At 69.3% G+C, this 13,441-nt stretch carries 15 protein-coding genes; 13 read left to right on the top strand and 2 right to left on the bottom strand.

From position 1 onward, the window contains the following. Nucleotides 1-14 precede the first annotated feature (14 nt). Complete coding sequence (locus tag AC2S9W_RS05540) at nt 15-1,139, bottom strand: DUF3667 domain-containing protein (RefSeq protein WP_076073638.1); 1,125 nt, start codon at nt 1,137-1,139, stop codon at nt 15-17. Nucleotides 1,140-1,216: 77 nt separating this feature from the next. Between AC2S9W_RS05540 and AC2S9W_RS05535 the strand changes: the two genes are divergently transcribed. The 10 genes from AC2S9W_RS05535 (at nt 1,217) to AC2S9W_RS05490 (ending at nt 9,158) form a co-directional block, all read left to right on the top strand. Next, nucleotides 1,217-2,500 (top strand): glutamate-5-semialdehyde dehydrogenase, encoded by a 1,284-nt coding sequence (locus AC2S9W_RS05535; RefSeq protein WP_104959281.1) that lies wholly within the window; start codon nt 1,217-1,219, stop codon nt 2,498-2,500. Between the two features lie 86 nt (nt 2,501-2,586). Continuing rightward, nucleotides 2,587-3,129, top strand: a complete 543-nt coding sequence (locus AC2S9W_RS05530) for a hypothetical protein (RefSeq protein ID WP_486571720.1) — start codon at nt 2,587-2,589, stop codon at nt 3,127-3,129. Then, complete coding sequence (locus AC2S9W_RS05525; RefSeq protein ID WP_076073633.1) at nt 3,126-3,779, top strand: nicotinate-nucleotide adenylyltransferase; 654 nt, start codon at nt 3,126-3,128, stop codon at nt 3,777-3,779. Before AC2S9W_RS05530 ends, AC2S9W_RS05525 begins: the two co-directional genes overlap by 4 nt. Next, entirely contained in the window at nt 3,776-4,186 is a 411-nt protein-coding gene (gene rsfS, locus AC2S9W_RS05520) for a ribosome silencing factor (RefSeq protein WP_104959280.1), read from the top strand. The genes AC2S9W_RS05525 and rsfS overlap by 4 nt, the downstream gene beginning before the upstream one ends. A gap of 143 nt (nt 4,187-4,329) precedes the next feature. Further along, on the top strand, nt 4,330-4,758 hold the full coding sequence (locus AC2S9W_RS05515) for a 23S rRNA (pseudouridine(1915)-N(3))-methyltransferase RlmH (RefSeq protein WP_076073630.1): 429 nt from the start codon (nt 4,330-4,332) through the stop codon (nt 4,756-4,758). Next, nucleotides 4,755-5,969, top strand: coding sequence for a murein hydrolase activator EnvC family protein (locus tag AC2S9W_RS05510; RefSeq protein WP_076073627.1), 1,215 nt, complete (start codon nt 4,755-4,757; stop codon nt 5,967-5,969). Before AC2S9W_RS05515 ends, AC2S9W_RS05510 begins: the two co-directional genes overlap by 4 nt. An 86-nt stretch (nt 5,970-6,055) precedes the next feature. Then, nucleotides 6,056-7,444: a S41 family peptidase gene (locus AC2S9W_RS05505; protein ID WP_486571719.1), complete on the top strand. Its 1,389-nt coding sequence runs from the start codon at nt 6,056-6,058 to the stop codon at nt 7,442-7,444. A 21-nt stretch (nt 7,445-7,465) separates the two neighbouring features. After that, nucleotides 7,466-7,948 (top strand): disulfide bond formation protein B, encoded by a 483-nt coding sequence (locus AC2S9W_RS05500; RefSeq protein ID WP_067112779.1) that lies wholly within the window; start codon nt 7,466-7,468, stop codon nt 7,946-7,948. Between the two features lie 26 nt (nt 7,949-7,974). Then, nucleotides 7,975-8,466, top strand: a complete 492-nt coding sequence (locus AC2S9W_RS05495) for a demethoxyubiquinone hydroxylase family protein (RefSeq protein ID WP_199775047.1) — start codon at nt 7,975-7,977, stop codon at nt 8,464-8,466. A 77-nt stretch (nt 8,467-8,543) separates the two neighbouring features. Continuing rightward, nucleotides 8,544-9,158 (top strand): hypothetical protein, encoded by a 615-nt coding sequence (locus tag AC2S9W_RS05490; RefSeq protein ID WP_076073622.1) that lies wholly within the window; start codon nt 8,544-8,546, stop codon nt 9,156-9,158. A gap of 28 nt (nt 9,159-9,186) precedes the next feature. Here AC2S9W_RS05490 and AC2S9W_RS05485 read toward each other — a convergent pair whose 3' ends face one another. Continuing rightward, nucleotides 9,187-9,876: a DUF937 domain-containing protein gene (locus tag AC2S9W_RS05485; RefSeq protein ID WP_486571718.1), complete on the bottom strand. Its 690-nt coding sequence runs from the start codon at nt 9,874-9,876 to the stop codon at nt 9,187-9,189. A gap of 118 nt (nt 9,877-9,994) precedes the next feature. Between AC2S9W_RS05485 and AC2S9W_RS05480 the strand changes: the two genes are divergently transcribed. The 3 genes from AC2S9W_RS05480 (at nt 9,995) to AC2S9W_RS05470 (ending at nt 13,296) form a co-directional block, all read left to right on the top strand. Next, nucleotides 9,995-10,402: a DUF3597 domain-containing protein gene (locus AC2S9W_RS05480; RefSeq protein WP_067112792.1), complete on the top strand. Its 408-nt coding sequence runs from the start codon at nt 9,995-9,997 to the stop codon at nt 10,400-10,402. A gap of 123 nt (nt 10,403-10,525) precedes the next feature. Next, a complete protein-coding gene (locus AC2S9W_RS05475) occupies nt 10,526-12,376 on the top strand; it encodes a DUF885 domain-containing protein (RefSeq protein ID WP_076073617.1) in 1,851 nt (616 codons plus the stop codon). Further along, nucleotides 12,376-13,296: a DUF2268 domain-containing putative Zn-dependent protease gene (locus AC2S9W_RS05470; RefSeq protein WP_104959279.1), complete on the top strand. Its 921-nt coding sequence runs from the start codon at nt 12,376-12,378 to the stop codon at nt 13,294-13,296. The genes AC2S9W_RS05475 and AC2S9W_RS05470 overlap by 1 nt, the downstream gene beginning before the upstream one ends. The last annotated feature ends 145 nt before the right edge of the window (nt 13,297-13,441 follow it).

Genomic DNA, 13,441 nt, shown 5'->3' with positions numbered 1-13,441 from the left:
TCCATGCCCCGATCCTAGCCCATCAGCCCGAGCGCGAGCAGCAGTAAAATGAAGTTGATTGCCGCGAACAAGCTGAAGAAGAGCAGCAGCGCCGTGCGCAGGAGCGCACCGGCGGTCGGCAGGCGATAGGCGCCGCGAAGCTGCCGGTACATGTGGAAGGGCAGATAGAGCATCGCGCCGAGCGTCGCGACCTCGCCGATCAGCGTCAGGTTGAGCAGCCGCACGACGACGAACAGCAGCAGCACGAAGCTGATCGAATAGGTCACGAAGACGAAATGATCGTACATGTGGAAGCGGCGGCTGAACGGGAACAGCGTCCACATGAAGGGCAGCGACAGCGGGATCAGCGCCCAGGCGAACTTGTAAGCATTGGCCTGCAATTTGTAGAAGAGCAGTCCAGGGTTCGCGATCGCCTTATCCAGGCCGTGATCGATGGCGGGAATCCCGGTATCGGCCTTCGTGCGCGTCGCGAAACTGGCGCTGGTCGCGACCTGCTGCACCGGATCGGCGAGGACGGGCGGGCCGGCCGCGCGCTCCTCGCGGGTCAGGCTGCGCGCCACGCCCAGATAGTCGGCGCTTTTCTGGAGCGTGTCGCGTTCGCTCTCCAACTTCCGCCGTTCGGCGGCGGGCAAGCTCTTGTCCGTGAGGCGCGTCTCGACCCGTTCGACCTCGTCCTGCAGGCTCGAACGGATCGCGTTGGAGCGCGTCTGTTCGGCGGCCGCGCGCGCGATCTCTTCGCCGACGCCGCCGCCCGCGCCGACCATCGACAGCACCGCATAGGTCAGGAAGACCGCGAACAGGAACAGCGCGAGCGGCGAGATGAAGCGCGCGCGCTCGCCGTGGATATAGCGGCGCGTCAGGTCGCCCGGCCGCCAGGCGAGCAAAGGCAGCGTATTCCACAGCTTGCCCTCGAAATGAAAGATGGCGTGGACGAGGTCGTGCCCGATCGCGCCGAAGCTGCGGTGGACGTCGGCCTTCTGCCCGCAGCGATGGCAATGCGACCCGACGAGCGTCGTGCCGCAATTGAGGCAGCGCGTGCCTTCGTGACCGCCGCCTGCGCCGCCGTGCCGCGGCTCGATCGCGCGGCTCGCCAGCCCCGCCGTCACCGCCGCCCCGATGCCTTCGATATCCCCGCTCATCGCGCCTTCGTAGCAGCGCAGGCGGGCGGCGCAACGGGGCTTTCGCCGCCGCGCCAAAGCGTGATAGGAGCCGCGCGATGACCGCCGAAGCCCCGAAATCCCCGCCCTTTGCCGATGCCGACGCGCTGGTCGCCACCCTGGGCGCGCGCGCGCGCGCTGCGGCGAAGCGGCTCGCCGCCGCGACGACCGGCGCCAAGGCGGCCGCGCTGCGCGCCGCCGCGCGGCAATTGCGCGCGCAGGCCCCCGCGATCCTCGACGCCAATGCGCGCGACATGGCGGCGGGCACGGCGGGCGGTCTCGGCCCGGCGATGCTCGACCGGCTGCGGCTCGACGCCGCGCGGCTCGGCGGAATCGCCGACGCGGTCGAGGCGGTGGCCGCGCTGCCCGACCCGGTCGGCGCCGAGATCGACCGCGCCGAGCGGCCCAACGGGCTGGTGCTCAGCCGGGTGCGCGTGCCGCTGGGGGTCGTCGGCATCATCTATGAAAGCCGCCCCAACGTCACCGCCGACGCCGCCGCGCTCGGCCTGATGGCGGGCAATGCCGTGATCCTGCGCGGGGGCAGCGAGGCGGCGCATTCGAACCGCGCAATTCATGCGGCGCTCGCCGCCGGCCTCGCCGAAAGCGGCCTGCCCGAAGACGCAGTGCAGCTCGTCCCGACGCAGGACCGTGCGGCGGTCGGCGCGCTGCTGCGCGCGCAGGGGCTGATCGACATCATCATCCCGCGCGGCGGCAAGGGACTCGTCGCCCGCGTGCAGGACGAGGCGCGCGTCCCCGTCCTCGCCCACCTCGACGGGATCAACCATCTCTACATCGACGCCGCCGCCGATCCGGCGCAGGCGGTCGAGCTGGCGGTCAACGCCAAGATGCGCCGCACCGGCATCTGCGGCGCGACCGAGACGATCCTGATCGACCGCGCCTATCCGGCGCCGCTCGCCATCGTCGACGCGCTGGTCCGCGCGGGCTGCGAGGTGCGCGGCGACGCCCGCATCGCGGCGCTGAGCCCCCATATCGCGCGCGCGGGGGACAGCGACTGGGACTGCGAATATCTCGACGCGATCGTCTCTATCGCGACGGTCGACGGCCTCGACGGCGCGCTCGCGCATATCGACGCGCATTCGAGCCATCACACCGACGCGATCGTCACCGAGGACGCGCCAACCGCCGAGCGCTTCCTGTCCGCAGTCGACAGCGCGATCGTCATGCACAATGCCTCGACCCAGTTCGCCGACGGCGGCGAATTCGGCCTTGGCGCCGAAATCGGCATCGCGACGGGGCGGCTCCACGCAAGGGGGCCGGTGGCGCTCGAAGGCCTCACCACCTATAAATGGCTGGTGCGGGGGACGGGACAGGTGCGGCCTTGATAAAGCGGCCGCATTCATTTTCCTGTTCTATCCTGCTGATCTTTGTCGTCGCGGTGACGCCCTTCTGCTGGCTAATTGGCAGAGACATGGTGAGTATATCGTTCACCAGTAACAAGAAGATGATAGAGGAACGAAAACGCCTGATTTTTGCGGGTCTTGTAGATGAAGTTCAACGCCATCGGGACCTTAAACATATACCGAGCCGAACCATGGCATCTACTGTTCTGAACTATTCTGCCTGTGAGACGATAATCGGCGGCAAAGTCAGAATTGACCATCAAACAACACGGAGCAAATCGGATCCGGTCTATCGAAATCCCGCAGAGGTTTTGGGATTTTTCCGATCCGTCGCGCCTGATCGGTTGGCGATGCGAGGCTATAAAATCAGCCAGACGTCAAGAGCATTGGGGCACTTCCAAGCATCCTTTCTTCGCGCCTGTATCGCTTCGACTCCTTTTCAGAATGCTTGCCTCGATCGTTATGAAGGGGCCGTTGCGAAGACGGGTTCAAGCTTTGAAGAAGCCCTCTTGGAACTGGGTTTCCTAAAAGCTGTCGACGGCCCGGCAGGCGCTTCGCCTCGCTATTGCTACAGCCTACCGATCGTTGAGACGGCGGGCGAACGCCCATGATCCGCACCGGCCTTCTCGGCGGCAGCTTCAATCCCGCGCACGGCGGACATCGCGCGATCAGCCTGAACGCTATCGACGCGCTCGGGCTCGACGACCTGTGGTGGCTGGTGTCGCCCGGCAATCCGCTGAAGGACGCGAAGGGCATGGCGCCGCTTCCGGCCCGCCTCGCCTCGGCGCAGCGCATGGCGCGGCGCTCGCCGATCCGCGCCACCGGACTCGAGGCCGAACTCGGCACGCGCTACACCGTCGACACGCTCCGAAAGCTCGTCCGCCGCTATCCGAACCGGCGCTTCATCTGGATCATGGGGGCCGACAATCTGGCCCAGTTGCCCCGCTGGCGCGACTGGCGCGACATCGCGCGACTGATGCCGATTGCGGTGATCGCGCGCCCGGGCTATAATGGCCGCACCCACGCCGCGCAGGCGATGGGCTGGCTGCGGCGCTTCGTCCGGCCCGCAGGCCAGAAGCTTCATTGGACGGACTGGAGACCGCCTGCCCTCGTGTTCCTGCGATTTTCGCCCGATGTGCGATCCGCAACTGCGATACGGCAGGCCGACCCCCGCTGGTTCGAACGTCATGAAGGCCGCGCCCCGCGCGACCCGATCACCCGTTCGCGCCTCGGGGTCTCCGAAAGGAAAGGAACCGCTTGATAGCCGCCAGCAAGGATGCCGCGCCCGGCGCCGCACCCGCTCCCCAGCCTTCGGGCGACAGCGTGGACGCGCTCCACGCCCTGATCCTCCACCAGCTCGAAGAGGACCAGGCCCAGGATACCATCTCCATCCCGCTTGCCGGCAAGAGCAGCATCGCCGACCATATGGTGATCGCCAGCGGCCGTTCGACGCGCCACGTCTCGGCGATCGCCGACAAGCTGGCGCAGCGCATCAAGCAGGAAGCGGGCCGCACCGTCCGCGTCGAGGGACTGCCCAACGCCGACTGGGTGCTGATCGACGCCGGCGACGTGATCGTCCACCTGTTCCGGCCGGAGGTGCGGAGCTTCTACAACCTCGAACGCATGTGGTCGTTCGGCGACGCCCCGCCCGCCGCCGCCGCGAATTGACCCTTTTGTTCCGTTCGGCCTAAAGTCCGAACGGGGACGGCACCAGCCCGCTCCCCTCCCGGCCTCCCATGGGCCTTGATCGTCAGGGAGGCTGGGAGGGGAGCGGGTTGGTGCCGCTTTCACCGAAGGTGAACGATAACGCCATGCTGCTGCACATCATCGCGCGCGGGCGCATCGGGCGCGGGCCCGAGGCCGAACTGGTCGAGCGTTACATGAAGCGCCTGACCTGGCCGCACCGGATTTCGGAACTGCCAGACACCGGCGGCCGCATGCCCGCCGTCGCCGCGGGCAGCCGCACCGTGCTGCTCGACGAGGGCGGCGAACAGATGGCGTCGCTCGAATTCGCGCGGCTGCTCGAAACATGGCGCGACGGCGGGGTGCGCGAGGCGCGCTTCTGCCTCGGCGCCGCCGACGGCTTCACGCCCGCGGAGCGGCAGGGCGCCGACAGGGTAATCGCCTTCGGCCGCGCGACCTGGCCGCACCTGATGGCGCGCGCGATGCTCGCCGAGCAATTGTGGCGCGCGACCAGCATCGTCGCGGGCCACCCCTATCATCGCGAGGGCCGGCAATGAGGCGGACGATCGCGCTGGCCGCAGGCTGCGCCGCGATCGCGGGAGGCGCGCTGGCTCTTGCGCAGGGCGATGTCTTCGATCCGCAGGCGCTCGTCGCGCACGAACGGCAGCAGCTCGTGACCGCGAAGCAGCAATCGGCCGACGCGATGGCGCGCAGCAACGCGCTCGAGGCGCAGGCACGCGCCGCGCGGAGCGAGGCCGACCGCCTGAAGAAGCGCAGCGCGGCGCTCGCCGCGCGCATCCAGTCGGCAGAGGCCGACATCAGCGCCGGCGAAGCGCGCGTCGCGCTTGTCGGCCGCCGCCTCGCAGAGCGGCAGGCGCGCCTCGCCGAACAACAGCAGCCGCTGCTCGAACTGACCGCCACCTTGCAGCAGCTTTCGCGCCAGCCGCCGGTGAGCGTCCTCGCGCAGCCCGGATCGCTGACCGACATGGTCCACGCACGCGCGGTGCTCGACGCGGTGATGCCGGTGATCCGCCGCCGCACCGCCGGGGTGCGGCACGAACTGGCGGATCTTCAGACGACGCGGCGCCAGCAGCGCATCGCGCTCGACACGCTCTCCGAAAGCCGGGCGCAGCTCGCGACGCGCCGCGACGAACTGACGCGGCTCGAGAACGAGGGCCGGCTCCACGCGCGCGACCTGATGAGCAGCGCACGGCTGGAGGCCGACCGCGCGCTCGGGCTGGGCGAGAAGGCACGCGATATCGTCGAACTGATGGACGCGCTCGAAGCCGACGGGCTGGTGCGCGCCGAGCTGGCGCAGCTGGCCGGCCCCCTGCCGCGTCCGCGCGACCCGGCAAGCGCCGCTCCGGCCGCCGCACCGCCGCCTGCCAGCGATGCCTCGCTGAGCGACGGCGCTTATCGCCTGCCCGTCGTCGGCCGCATCGTCGCGGGGCTGGGCGAGGTCAATGACAGCGGCGTCCGCTCGCGCGGGCTGACCATCGCGGCGCAGCCCGGCGGACAGGTCGTCGCGCCCGCCGCGGGGCATGTCGGCTTCGCCGGCGACTACAAGGGCTATGGCAAGATCGTCATCATCGATCACGGCGGCGGCTGGACCTCGCTGATCACCGGGATGATCGCGCTGTCGGTCGGCGTCGGCGATACGCTGGGCGCCGGGGCGCCGGTCGGCCGCGCCGGGTCCGACGACGCCCGCATCACCGTGGAGCTGCGCCGCGCCGGGCGCCCGGTCGACATCGTCGCGATGATCGGGTGACCGCGCATCGCCTCCAGAAAGGCATAGGCGGATGGCGCCGCGGCCATTATAAGGCAAAGTCACGCCTGCGCGATTGAAAGACGACCATGACCGAATCGACCAAGCCTTCTCCCTCCCCCCGGCGCCGCTTCGCCCTGTGGCAGGGGGCGGCCGCGCTCAGCACGCTGGCGCTCGTCCCGCTCGCCACCGGCGCGATGGCGAGCGTCGACGCCTCGACGCAGGAAGAGATTGCCCGCTTCATGGACGTCTTCCTCGAAGTGAAATCCAACTATGTCGAGCCGGTCAGCGACGACAAGCTGATCGAGGGTGCGATCAACGGTATGCTTGCCAGCCTCGATCCGCACTCGGGCTATCTCGATGCGCGCGGCTTCTCCAACCTTCGCACCCAGACCGATGGCGAATATGGCGGCCTTGGTCTGTCGGTGACGATGGAGGACGGCGTGGTGAAGGTGATCGCGCCGACCGCCGACACGCCCGCCGCGCGTGCCGGGATCAAGGCCGGCGACTATATCACGCACATCAACAAGGAACTGATCTTCGGCCTGACGCTCGACGAGGCGGTCGAACAGATGCGCGGCCGCCCCGGCACCCAGATCGAGATCACCGTGGTGCGCGAGGGGCAGGACAAGCCGATGGAGCTGACGCTGACGCGCGAGATCATCGACCTGAAACCCGTGAAGTGGGAGGTGAAGGACGACGTCGGGGTGCTGACCGTCACCAACTTCTCGACCGATGCGACCCGCGACCTCAAGGCGGCGATGCTCGCGGTCGAGAAATCGCTGGGCCGCAAGCCGCGCGGCTGGGTGCTCGACCTGCGCTCGAACCCCGGCGGGCTGCTCGACGAGGCGGTCGGGATCAGCGACATCTTCCTCGAACGCGGCGAGATCGTGTCGCAGCGCGGCCGCAAGAAGAGCGACATCGAACGCTATTTCGCCGAGCCGGGCGACCTCGCGCAGGGCGCGCCGGTGATCGTGCTGATCGACGCGGGCTCCGCCTCGGCGTCGGAGATCGTCGCGGGCGCGCTGCAGGACCAGCACCGCGCGCTCGTCATGGGCGAGCGCAGCTTCGGCAAGGGATCGGTGCAGACGGTGCTGCCGCTGACCGACACGACCGCGCTGCGCCTGACCACCGCGCGCTATTACACGCCGTCGGGGCGCAGCGTGCAGGAAGGCGGCATCGAGCCCGACATCCGCGTGCCGCAGCTTTCGGACCCCGATTACAAGAACCGCCCACGCTTCCGCGAAAGCGACCTGCGCCGCCACCTGATCAACGAGAAGAAGGTCGACGACGGTCTGCTCGAAAAGGACGAAAAGGATGATCCGCGCTTCGCCGCGACCGCCGAGGAGCTGAAGGCGAAGGGCATCGAGGATTATCAGCTCCACTATGCGCTGCAGACGATCGGCCGCATCGGCCCGGCGACGCCGCAGATGGCGCAGGGCAAGGCGCCCGCCGCCCGGCCGGCGCGGCGCAACTGATCCGAAATCGGGGGGCCAGCCATGCCGAACAACCGCTACGCCGCGCCGCTCCTCGCGCTGATCGCGCCGCTGCTCCTTTATGGCGGCGCGCTGGTGTCGCAATATGGCTTCGGCCTCCACCCGTGCGAGATGTGCTATTGGCAGCGCTGGCCGCACCAGGTGGCGATGGTGCTGGCGGCGCTCGCGCTGCTGCTGCGCCGCAGCGACGCCGCGATGCGCGCGCTGACGCTGCTTTCCGCCGTCGCCATCGCGGTCAGCGGCGCGATCGGCGTCTTCCACGCCGGGGTCGAATACGGCCTTTGGGAAGGGCTGACGACGTGCAGCACCGCGGCGACCGGCCCCGTCTCGCTCGACAGCATCCTGGCGGCGCCGATCACCCGCTGCGACGTGCCGCAATGGACGCTGTTCGGCGTCTCGCTCGCGGGGTTCAACGCGATCTTCTCCTTCGCCGCCGCGGCGCTCGTCTTGACCTTGCTGCGCCGCCGGCCCACATCGGCGGCATGATGAAGGCGGACCGAAAGACGGCGTCGATGATCCGGGTCGACCAGGCGGGCGAATATGGTGCGACGCGCATCTACGCCGGCCAGCTCGCGGTGATGGGCGACCGGCATCCGATGGCGCGCGAGATCGCGCATATGGCGGAGCAGGAGGAGCGGCACCGCGCCTTCTTCGACGGGCTGATCGCTCGCCGCGGCGTGCGACCGACCGCGCTTCAGCCGCTGTGGAACGTCGCGGGCTTCGCGCTCGGCGCCGCGACCGCCGCGCTGGGGCCGCGCGCGGCGATGGCCTGCACCGCGGCGGTGGAGACCGAGATCGACCGCCACTATCGCGACCAGATCGCCGAGCTGGGCGACAGCGACCCCGAACTGGGCGACGCGGTCGCCGAGTTCCGTGCCGAAGAGCTGGAGCACCGCGATGCCGCGCTCGCCGCGGGCGCCGAAAGCGCGCCGGGCTATCCGCTGCTCAGCTTCGCGATCCGTGCCGGCTGCCGCGCCGCCATCGCACTGGCGAAGCGCATCTGACGCGGTGCCCGGCGGTGGCGTTCAGGCCGCATGCAGGCTATCCATGGCAGTCCGTCCGGACAGATGAAGGAAAACCGATGACCCGCCTCCCCCTCTTCGCGCTGATCCTTGCCGCCGGCGCGGCCGCGGCGCCCGCGCAGGCGCAGGAAACCGTCGTCGACGGCGAAAAGATCAACCAGGTCATCGTCTATGGCGACGACAAGTGCGAGCAGAGCAGCCCCGACGAGATCGTCGTGTGCAGCCGCCTGCCCGAAACCGAGCGCTACCGCGTCCCGCAGATCTTCCGCGGCGGCAGCCCGCTCGACCCGCGCAACGAGGCGTGGGCGAACAAGGTGGTCGCGCTCGAACGCGTCGGCCGTTTCGGCACCGACAGCTGCTCGCCCACCGGCCTCGGCGGCTTCACCGGCTGCACCCAGCAGCTTGTCGCCGGCGCCAAGGCCGAGCGCCGCGCCGCCGACAAGACCGACTGGCAGACGATGATCGCCGACGAACGCGCCAAGCGCATCGCCGGCATCGACGCCGCGGCGGACGAGGTCGAGGCGGCGGTCGTCGCCGAGGAAAAGGCGCTCGAGGAACGCCAGCGCGCCGCCGAGGAGCTCGAACGCCAGGCCAGCGGCGTCGCGCCCGCGCCCGCAGCACCGACCCCGAACGATCCGAACGAAGAACCGCTGCCCTCGCCCGGACCGCGATAAAGGCTGCCCGCCCGGATCGGGAATCCGGCTACCCCTTCAGCTTCCCGGCCATGCCGAGGATGTCGTCGAGCGGGTTGCCGTCGCCGTTGCGGTCGATCAGCTTGCCGAGGCTGCCCAGCGCGCCCGATCCGCCGCCACCGCCGAGCATGCCGCCCAACAGGCCACCCAGCCCGCCGCCGCCCGATCCGCCCGCAGCGCCGCCCAGCGCGCCGCCGATCAGGTCGCCCAGACCGCCGCCGTCGACTCCGCCGCCGTCCTTGGTGTCACCCTTCGCCATCGCGCCGGCGACCAGCATCGCGAGCAGCGGCAGCATCTTCTTGAGCAGCCCGGCGTCGAGCCCGGTCTGCCCGGCGGCATGACCGGCGACGGTGCGGCTGACATCCTTCGACCCGAAGATCTGGCCCAATATGTCGTTGCCCTGCCCGACCGGGGTCGGCTGCGACCCGAGCACCGCGTCGAGCAGGCCGCCGCCGCCCAGCTCGGCGATCAGCCCGCCCAGTCCCTCGCCGCCGCCCTGTGCCTGCTTCTGGAAGCCGCCGAGGATCGCGGGCAGCAGCGCTTCGGCGCCCTGCTGCGCGATCGCGGGCGAAACGCCCAGTTCCTTCGCCATCGATTCGATGCCGCCGGCCTGACCGAGGATGTCGCTGAGGTTCATGTCGTCAATCTCCCACAAGGCGCGGATCGAAAAGCGCCGATGCGGGTTCTTATAGCAGCGCACCGGCGTGGGGCGAGCCGTTCATTCTGCTGTCATTTCGCCGTGCCTAATCCTATCCTGCGGCCCTGCGACTGCCCCGGCCGCGGGGTTAGGCCGTCTCAACGAGTGGGAGCATTGCAAAATGGGTATTTTCAGCAGCATCAAGGACGCGATTTTCGGCAAGAAGGCGGAGGCCGCCGAGCCCGCTCCCGCCACCCCGTCGGCGCTTCCGATCGGCGCGGCGGTCGAGGCCGCGTCGAGCGCCATGGCCGCCGCGTCGACCGCCGTCAGCGAGGTCGATGTCGAGGCGATCCTGTCGGCCGAGGCCGCGAAGGCAGGCCAGCCGCTCAACTGGCGCACCTCGATCGTCGACCTGATGAAACTGCTCGGCATCGATTCGAGCCTCGACAACCGCAAGGCGCTTGCGCAGGAGCTCGGCTATACCGGCGAACTCAACGGCAGCGCCGAGATGAACATTTGGCTGCACAAGGCGGTGATGCGCGAACTCGCCGCGAACGGCGGCAAGGTGCCCGCCGACCTGACCGACTGACGGACGGTCGATTTTCTTCGACGAAGGGGCCGGAACGCAGCGCCGTTCCCGGCCCCTTTTCATTGACCCCCGCGCGCCGCGGCTCCAGACAGGTTTCACAGGAAACAAACGGGGAGCCCGCACGTGCACGACAGACTGTCCACTTCGATCAGCCGCCGCCGGACGCTCGCCGCGCTCGGCGCCGGAACCGCGAGCCTCGCGCTGGCCGCGCGCGCGCCCGCGCTGGCGGCAGCCGCTCCGCAGCAGGACGGCGCGCAGGCGCTGCTCGACTCGATCGCCGACAATCTGCTCGCCCGGTCGCCCGAAAGCGCGACGAGCCTCGGCATCGACACCGGCGCGCGCGCCGCGCTGCGCGCGCAGCTCGCCGACCGCTCGGCGGCGGGACAACAGGCGCTCGCCGACACGCTCAAGGCCGATCTCGCGCGCGTCCGCGCGGTCGACAGGAGCAAGCTCGACCATGGCACGCGCACCAGCCTGGCGGTGATCGAAAGCGCCTATGGCGTCGCGCTCGACGGCTTCGCGCTGCCCTATGGCGACGTGTCGGTCGGCGGATGGCGCAACACCCCCTATGTCGTGATCCAGAATGTCGGCGCCTATCTCGATATCCCGAAATTCCTCGATAGCGACCATCCGGTCAAAAGCGCCGCCGACGCCGAGGCCTATCTGGCCCGACTCAACGCCTATCCCGGCGTGCTCGACGGCGAGACGGAGCGGCTGAAGGCCACGGGCGCGCAGGGCGTGGTCGCGCCCGCCTTCCTGCTCGACAAGGCGATCAGGCAGATGGAGGCGAGCCTCGCTGGCGCCCGCGGCGGCGGCGGGCTGGTCGACAGCCTCGTCCGCCGCACCGCGGAGGCGAAGATCGCGGGCGACTGGGGCCGGCGCGCCGGGGCCATCGCCACGGGGCCGGTCGTCGCCGCGCTCGAACGCCAGCTTGCCGAATTGCAGGCGCAGCGCACGAAGGCGACGATGGACGCCGGCATCTGGGCGCGCCCCGGCGGCGACGAATTCTACGCCTGGGCGCTGCGCGCCTCGACGACGACGCGGATGACGCCCGAGGAAATTCACCACATGGGGGTCGAGCAGCTCGCCGAGCTGCACGGGCGGATGGACCCCATTCTCAAGCAGCTCGGCTATACGCAGGGTTCGGTCGGCGACCGGATGAACGCACTCGCGAAAGACCCGGCGTATAAATTCCCCGACAATGATCAGGGCCGCGCCGAGGTCGTCGCCTATATCCAGACGTGGCTCGACCGGATTCGCGCCGAACTGCCGCGCGCCTTCCGCACCCTCGCCAAGGGCAATGTCGAGGTGAAGCGTCTGCCGCCCGAGGAAGAGCCCGGCGCGCCCGCTGCCTATGGCGGCGCGGGGTCGATCGACGGTTCGACGCCGGGGCGGATGTGGATCAACCTGCGCACGACTGACCTGCACAGCAAATATTCGCTGCCCGACCTCGCGATGCACGAGGCGATTCCCGGCCATGCGTGGCAGGGCGAATATGCGAACCAGATGCCGCTGATCCGTTCGATGCTCGCCTTCAACGCCTATTCGGAAGGCTGGGGCCTCTATGCCGAACAGCTCGCCGACGAGCTCGGCCTCTACGACGATTTCCCGGTCGGGCGCCTCGGCTATCTCCAGTCGATCGCTTTCCGCGCTTGCCGCCTCGTCGTCGATACCGGCATCCACACCAAGCGCTGGACGCGCGAGCAGGGGGTGCAGTTCTTCGTCGAGCGCAACGGGTCGAACCCGCTCGAGGTCGCGAGCGAGGTCGACCGCTATTGCAGCTGGGTCGGGCAGGCGTGCGGCTACAAGGTCGGACACAGCGAGATCAACCGCCAGCGCAACCGCGCGCAGGCCGCCCTCGGCGCGCGCTACGACCTGCGCGACTTCGACAATGTCGTGCTCGAAGGCGGTAATGTCCCGCTCGACGTGCTCGCGCAGAATGTCGACGAATATATCGCGGAGACGAAGGCGTGATGCGCCGCCTCGCCCTGCTGGCCGCGGCGACGTTCGCCGCGGCCGGCGGTGGCGCGATGGCGCAGGAAGCGCGGGACAGCTCGCGCGTCGCCATCGTGACGAGCGACGTCGACCGCTTCTTCGCGCTCTATGACGACCCGGCGCTGGCGGCGGACCCCGATGCGCTCGCGGCGCGCTACCTCGCCACGCCGTCGCCCGGTCTCGTCGAATTCATGGCGCTGCGCCGGATCACGCCCGACCGGCTGGCGGCGGCGCTGCGCGCCAAGCCAGCCGTCTATCGCGACGCGCGCGGCTGCGCGGCGAAGCTGGACAAGGTTCGCGGCCGTCTGGTCGCGGCGACCGACCGGCTCGCGGCGCTCTATCCGAAGGCGGTCTTCCCGCCGATCACCATCGCCATCGGCCGCGCGTCGAGCGCGGGAACAGCGAATGCGAAGGGGCTCTATATCGGCCTCGAAATGCTGTGCGCGGCGAAATTCATCGAGGCCGACGACGAGGATCGCATGGTACATGTCATCGCGCACGAATATGCGCATGTGCAGCAGCCGCTCGCGCAGGTCGATGACGAGAATGCCACTGTCCTCCACGCCGCGCTGGTCGAAGGCGCCGCCGAATTCGTCACCGAGCGGATGACCGGATCGGTCGCCTATCCGCTGCTCCACCAATGGGCGGCGGAACGAACGACGGAGCTCGAAACCGCCTTCCTCGCCGAAAAGGACGAAAAGGCGCTCGGTTCGCGCTGGCTCTACAACCAGCAGGGCGATGGCGAATGGCCCGGCGACCTCGGCTATTGGGCGGGTTACCGCATCGTCCGGGCCTATTACGACCGCGCGCCCGACAAGACGCAGGCGCTGCGCGAGATCATCGAGATGCGCGACCCCGCCGCCTTCCTCGCGGCGAGCGGCTGGGCACCGGGCGCATAGAGCGGTTTCAAGTCGGGCGGAACCGCATGACGACCCGGAAAACGCGGTGAAACTACGACCTGGAGCATGACGACATGAGTTGGAATCGTCACCCGCGAGGAGCGAAGTGACGCGTCGATCCAGAGTGTGCGCAAACCGCTCTGGA

The organism is Sphingopyxis sp. 550B, from assembly GCF_057401805.1.
The sequence above is the reverse complement of the archived record's forward strand: the minus strand, read 5'-3'. Positions and strand labels throughout refer to the sequence as shown.

Bases quoted from the DNA above. Each gene is read 5' to 3' on its own strand.
- AC2S9W_RS05540 (WP_076073638.1), bottom strand. From the start codon at position 1,139: ATGAGCGGGGATATCGAAGGCATCGGGGCGGCGGTGACGGCGGGGCTG.
- AC2S9W_RS05535 (WP_104959281.1), top strand. From the start codon at position 1,217: ATGACCGCCGAAGCCCCGAAATCCCCGCCCTTTGCCGATGCCGACGCG.
- AC2S9W_RS05530 (WP_486571720.1), top strand. From the start codon at position 2,587: ATGGTGAGTATATCGTTCACCAGTAACAAGAAGATGATAGAGGAACGA.
- AC2S9W_RS05525 (WP_076073633.1), top strand. From the start codon at position 3,126: ATGATCCGCACCGGCCTTCTCGGCGGCAGCTTCAATCCCGCGCACGGC.
- AC2S9W_RS05515 (WP_076073630.1), top strand. From the start codon at position 4,330: ATGCTGCTGCACATCATCGCGCGCGGGCGCATCGGGCGCGGGCCCGAG.
- AC2S9W_RS05510 (WP_076073627.1), top strand. From the start codon at position 4,755: ATGAGGCGGACGATCGCGCTGGCCGCAGGCTGCGCCGCGATCGCGGGA.
- AC2S9W_RS05505 (WP_486571719.1), top strand. From the start codon at position 6,056: ATGACCGAATCGACCAAGCCTTCTCCCTCCCCCCGGCGCCGCTTCGCC.
- AC2S9W_RS05500 (WP_067112779.1), top strand. From the start codon at position 7,466: ATGCCGAACAACCGCTACGCCGCGCCGCTCCTCGCGCTGATCGCGCCG.
- AC2S9W_RS05495 (WP_199775047.1), top strand. From the start codon at position 7,975: ATGATCCGGGTCGACCAGGCGGGCGAATATGGTGCGACGCGCATCTAC.
- AC2S9W_RS05490 (WP_076073622.1), top strand. From the start codon at position 8,544: ATGACCCGCCTCCCCCTCTTCGCGCTGATCCTTGCCGCCGGCGCGGCC.
- AC2S9W_RS05480 (WP_067112792.1), top strand. From the start codon at position 9,995: ATGGGTATTTTCAGCAGCATCAAGGACGCGATTTTCGGCAAGAAGGCG.
- AC2S9W_RS05470 (WP_104959279.1), top strand. From the start codon at position 12,376: ATGCGCCGCCTCGCCCTGCTGGCCGCGGCGACGTTCGCCGCGGCCGGC.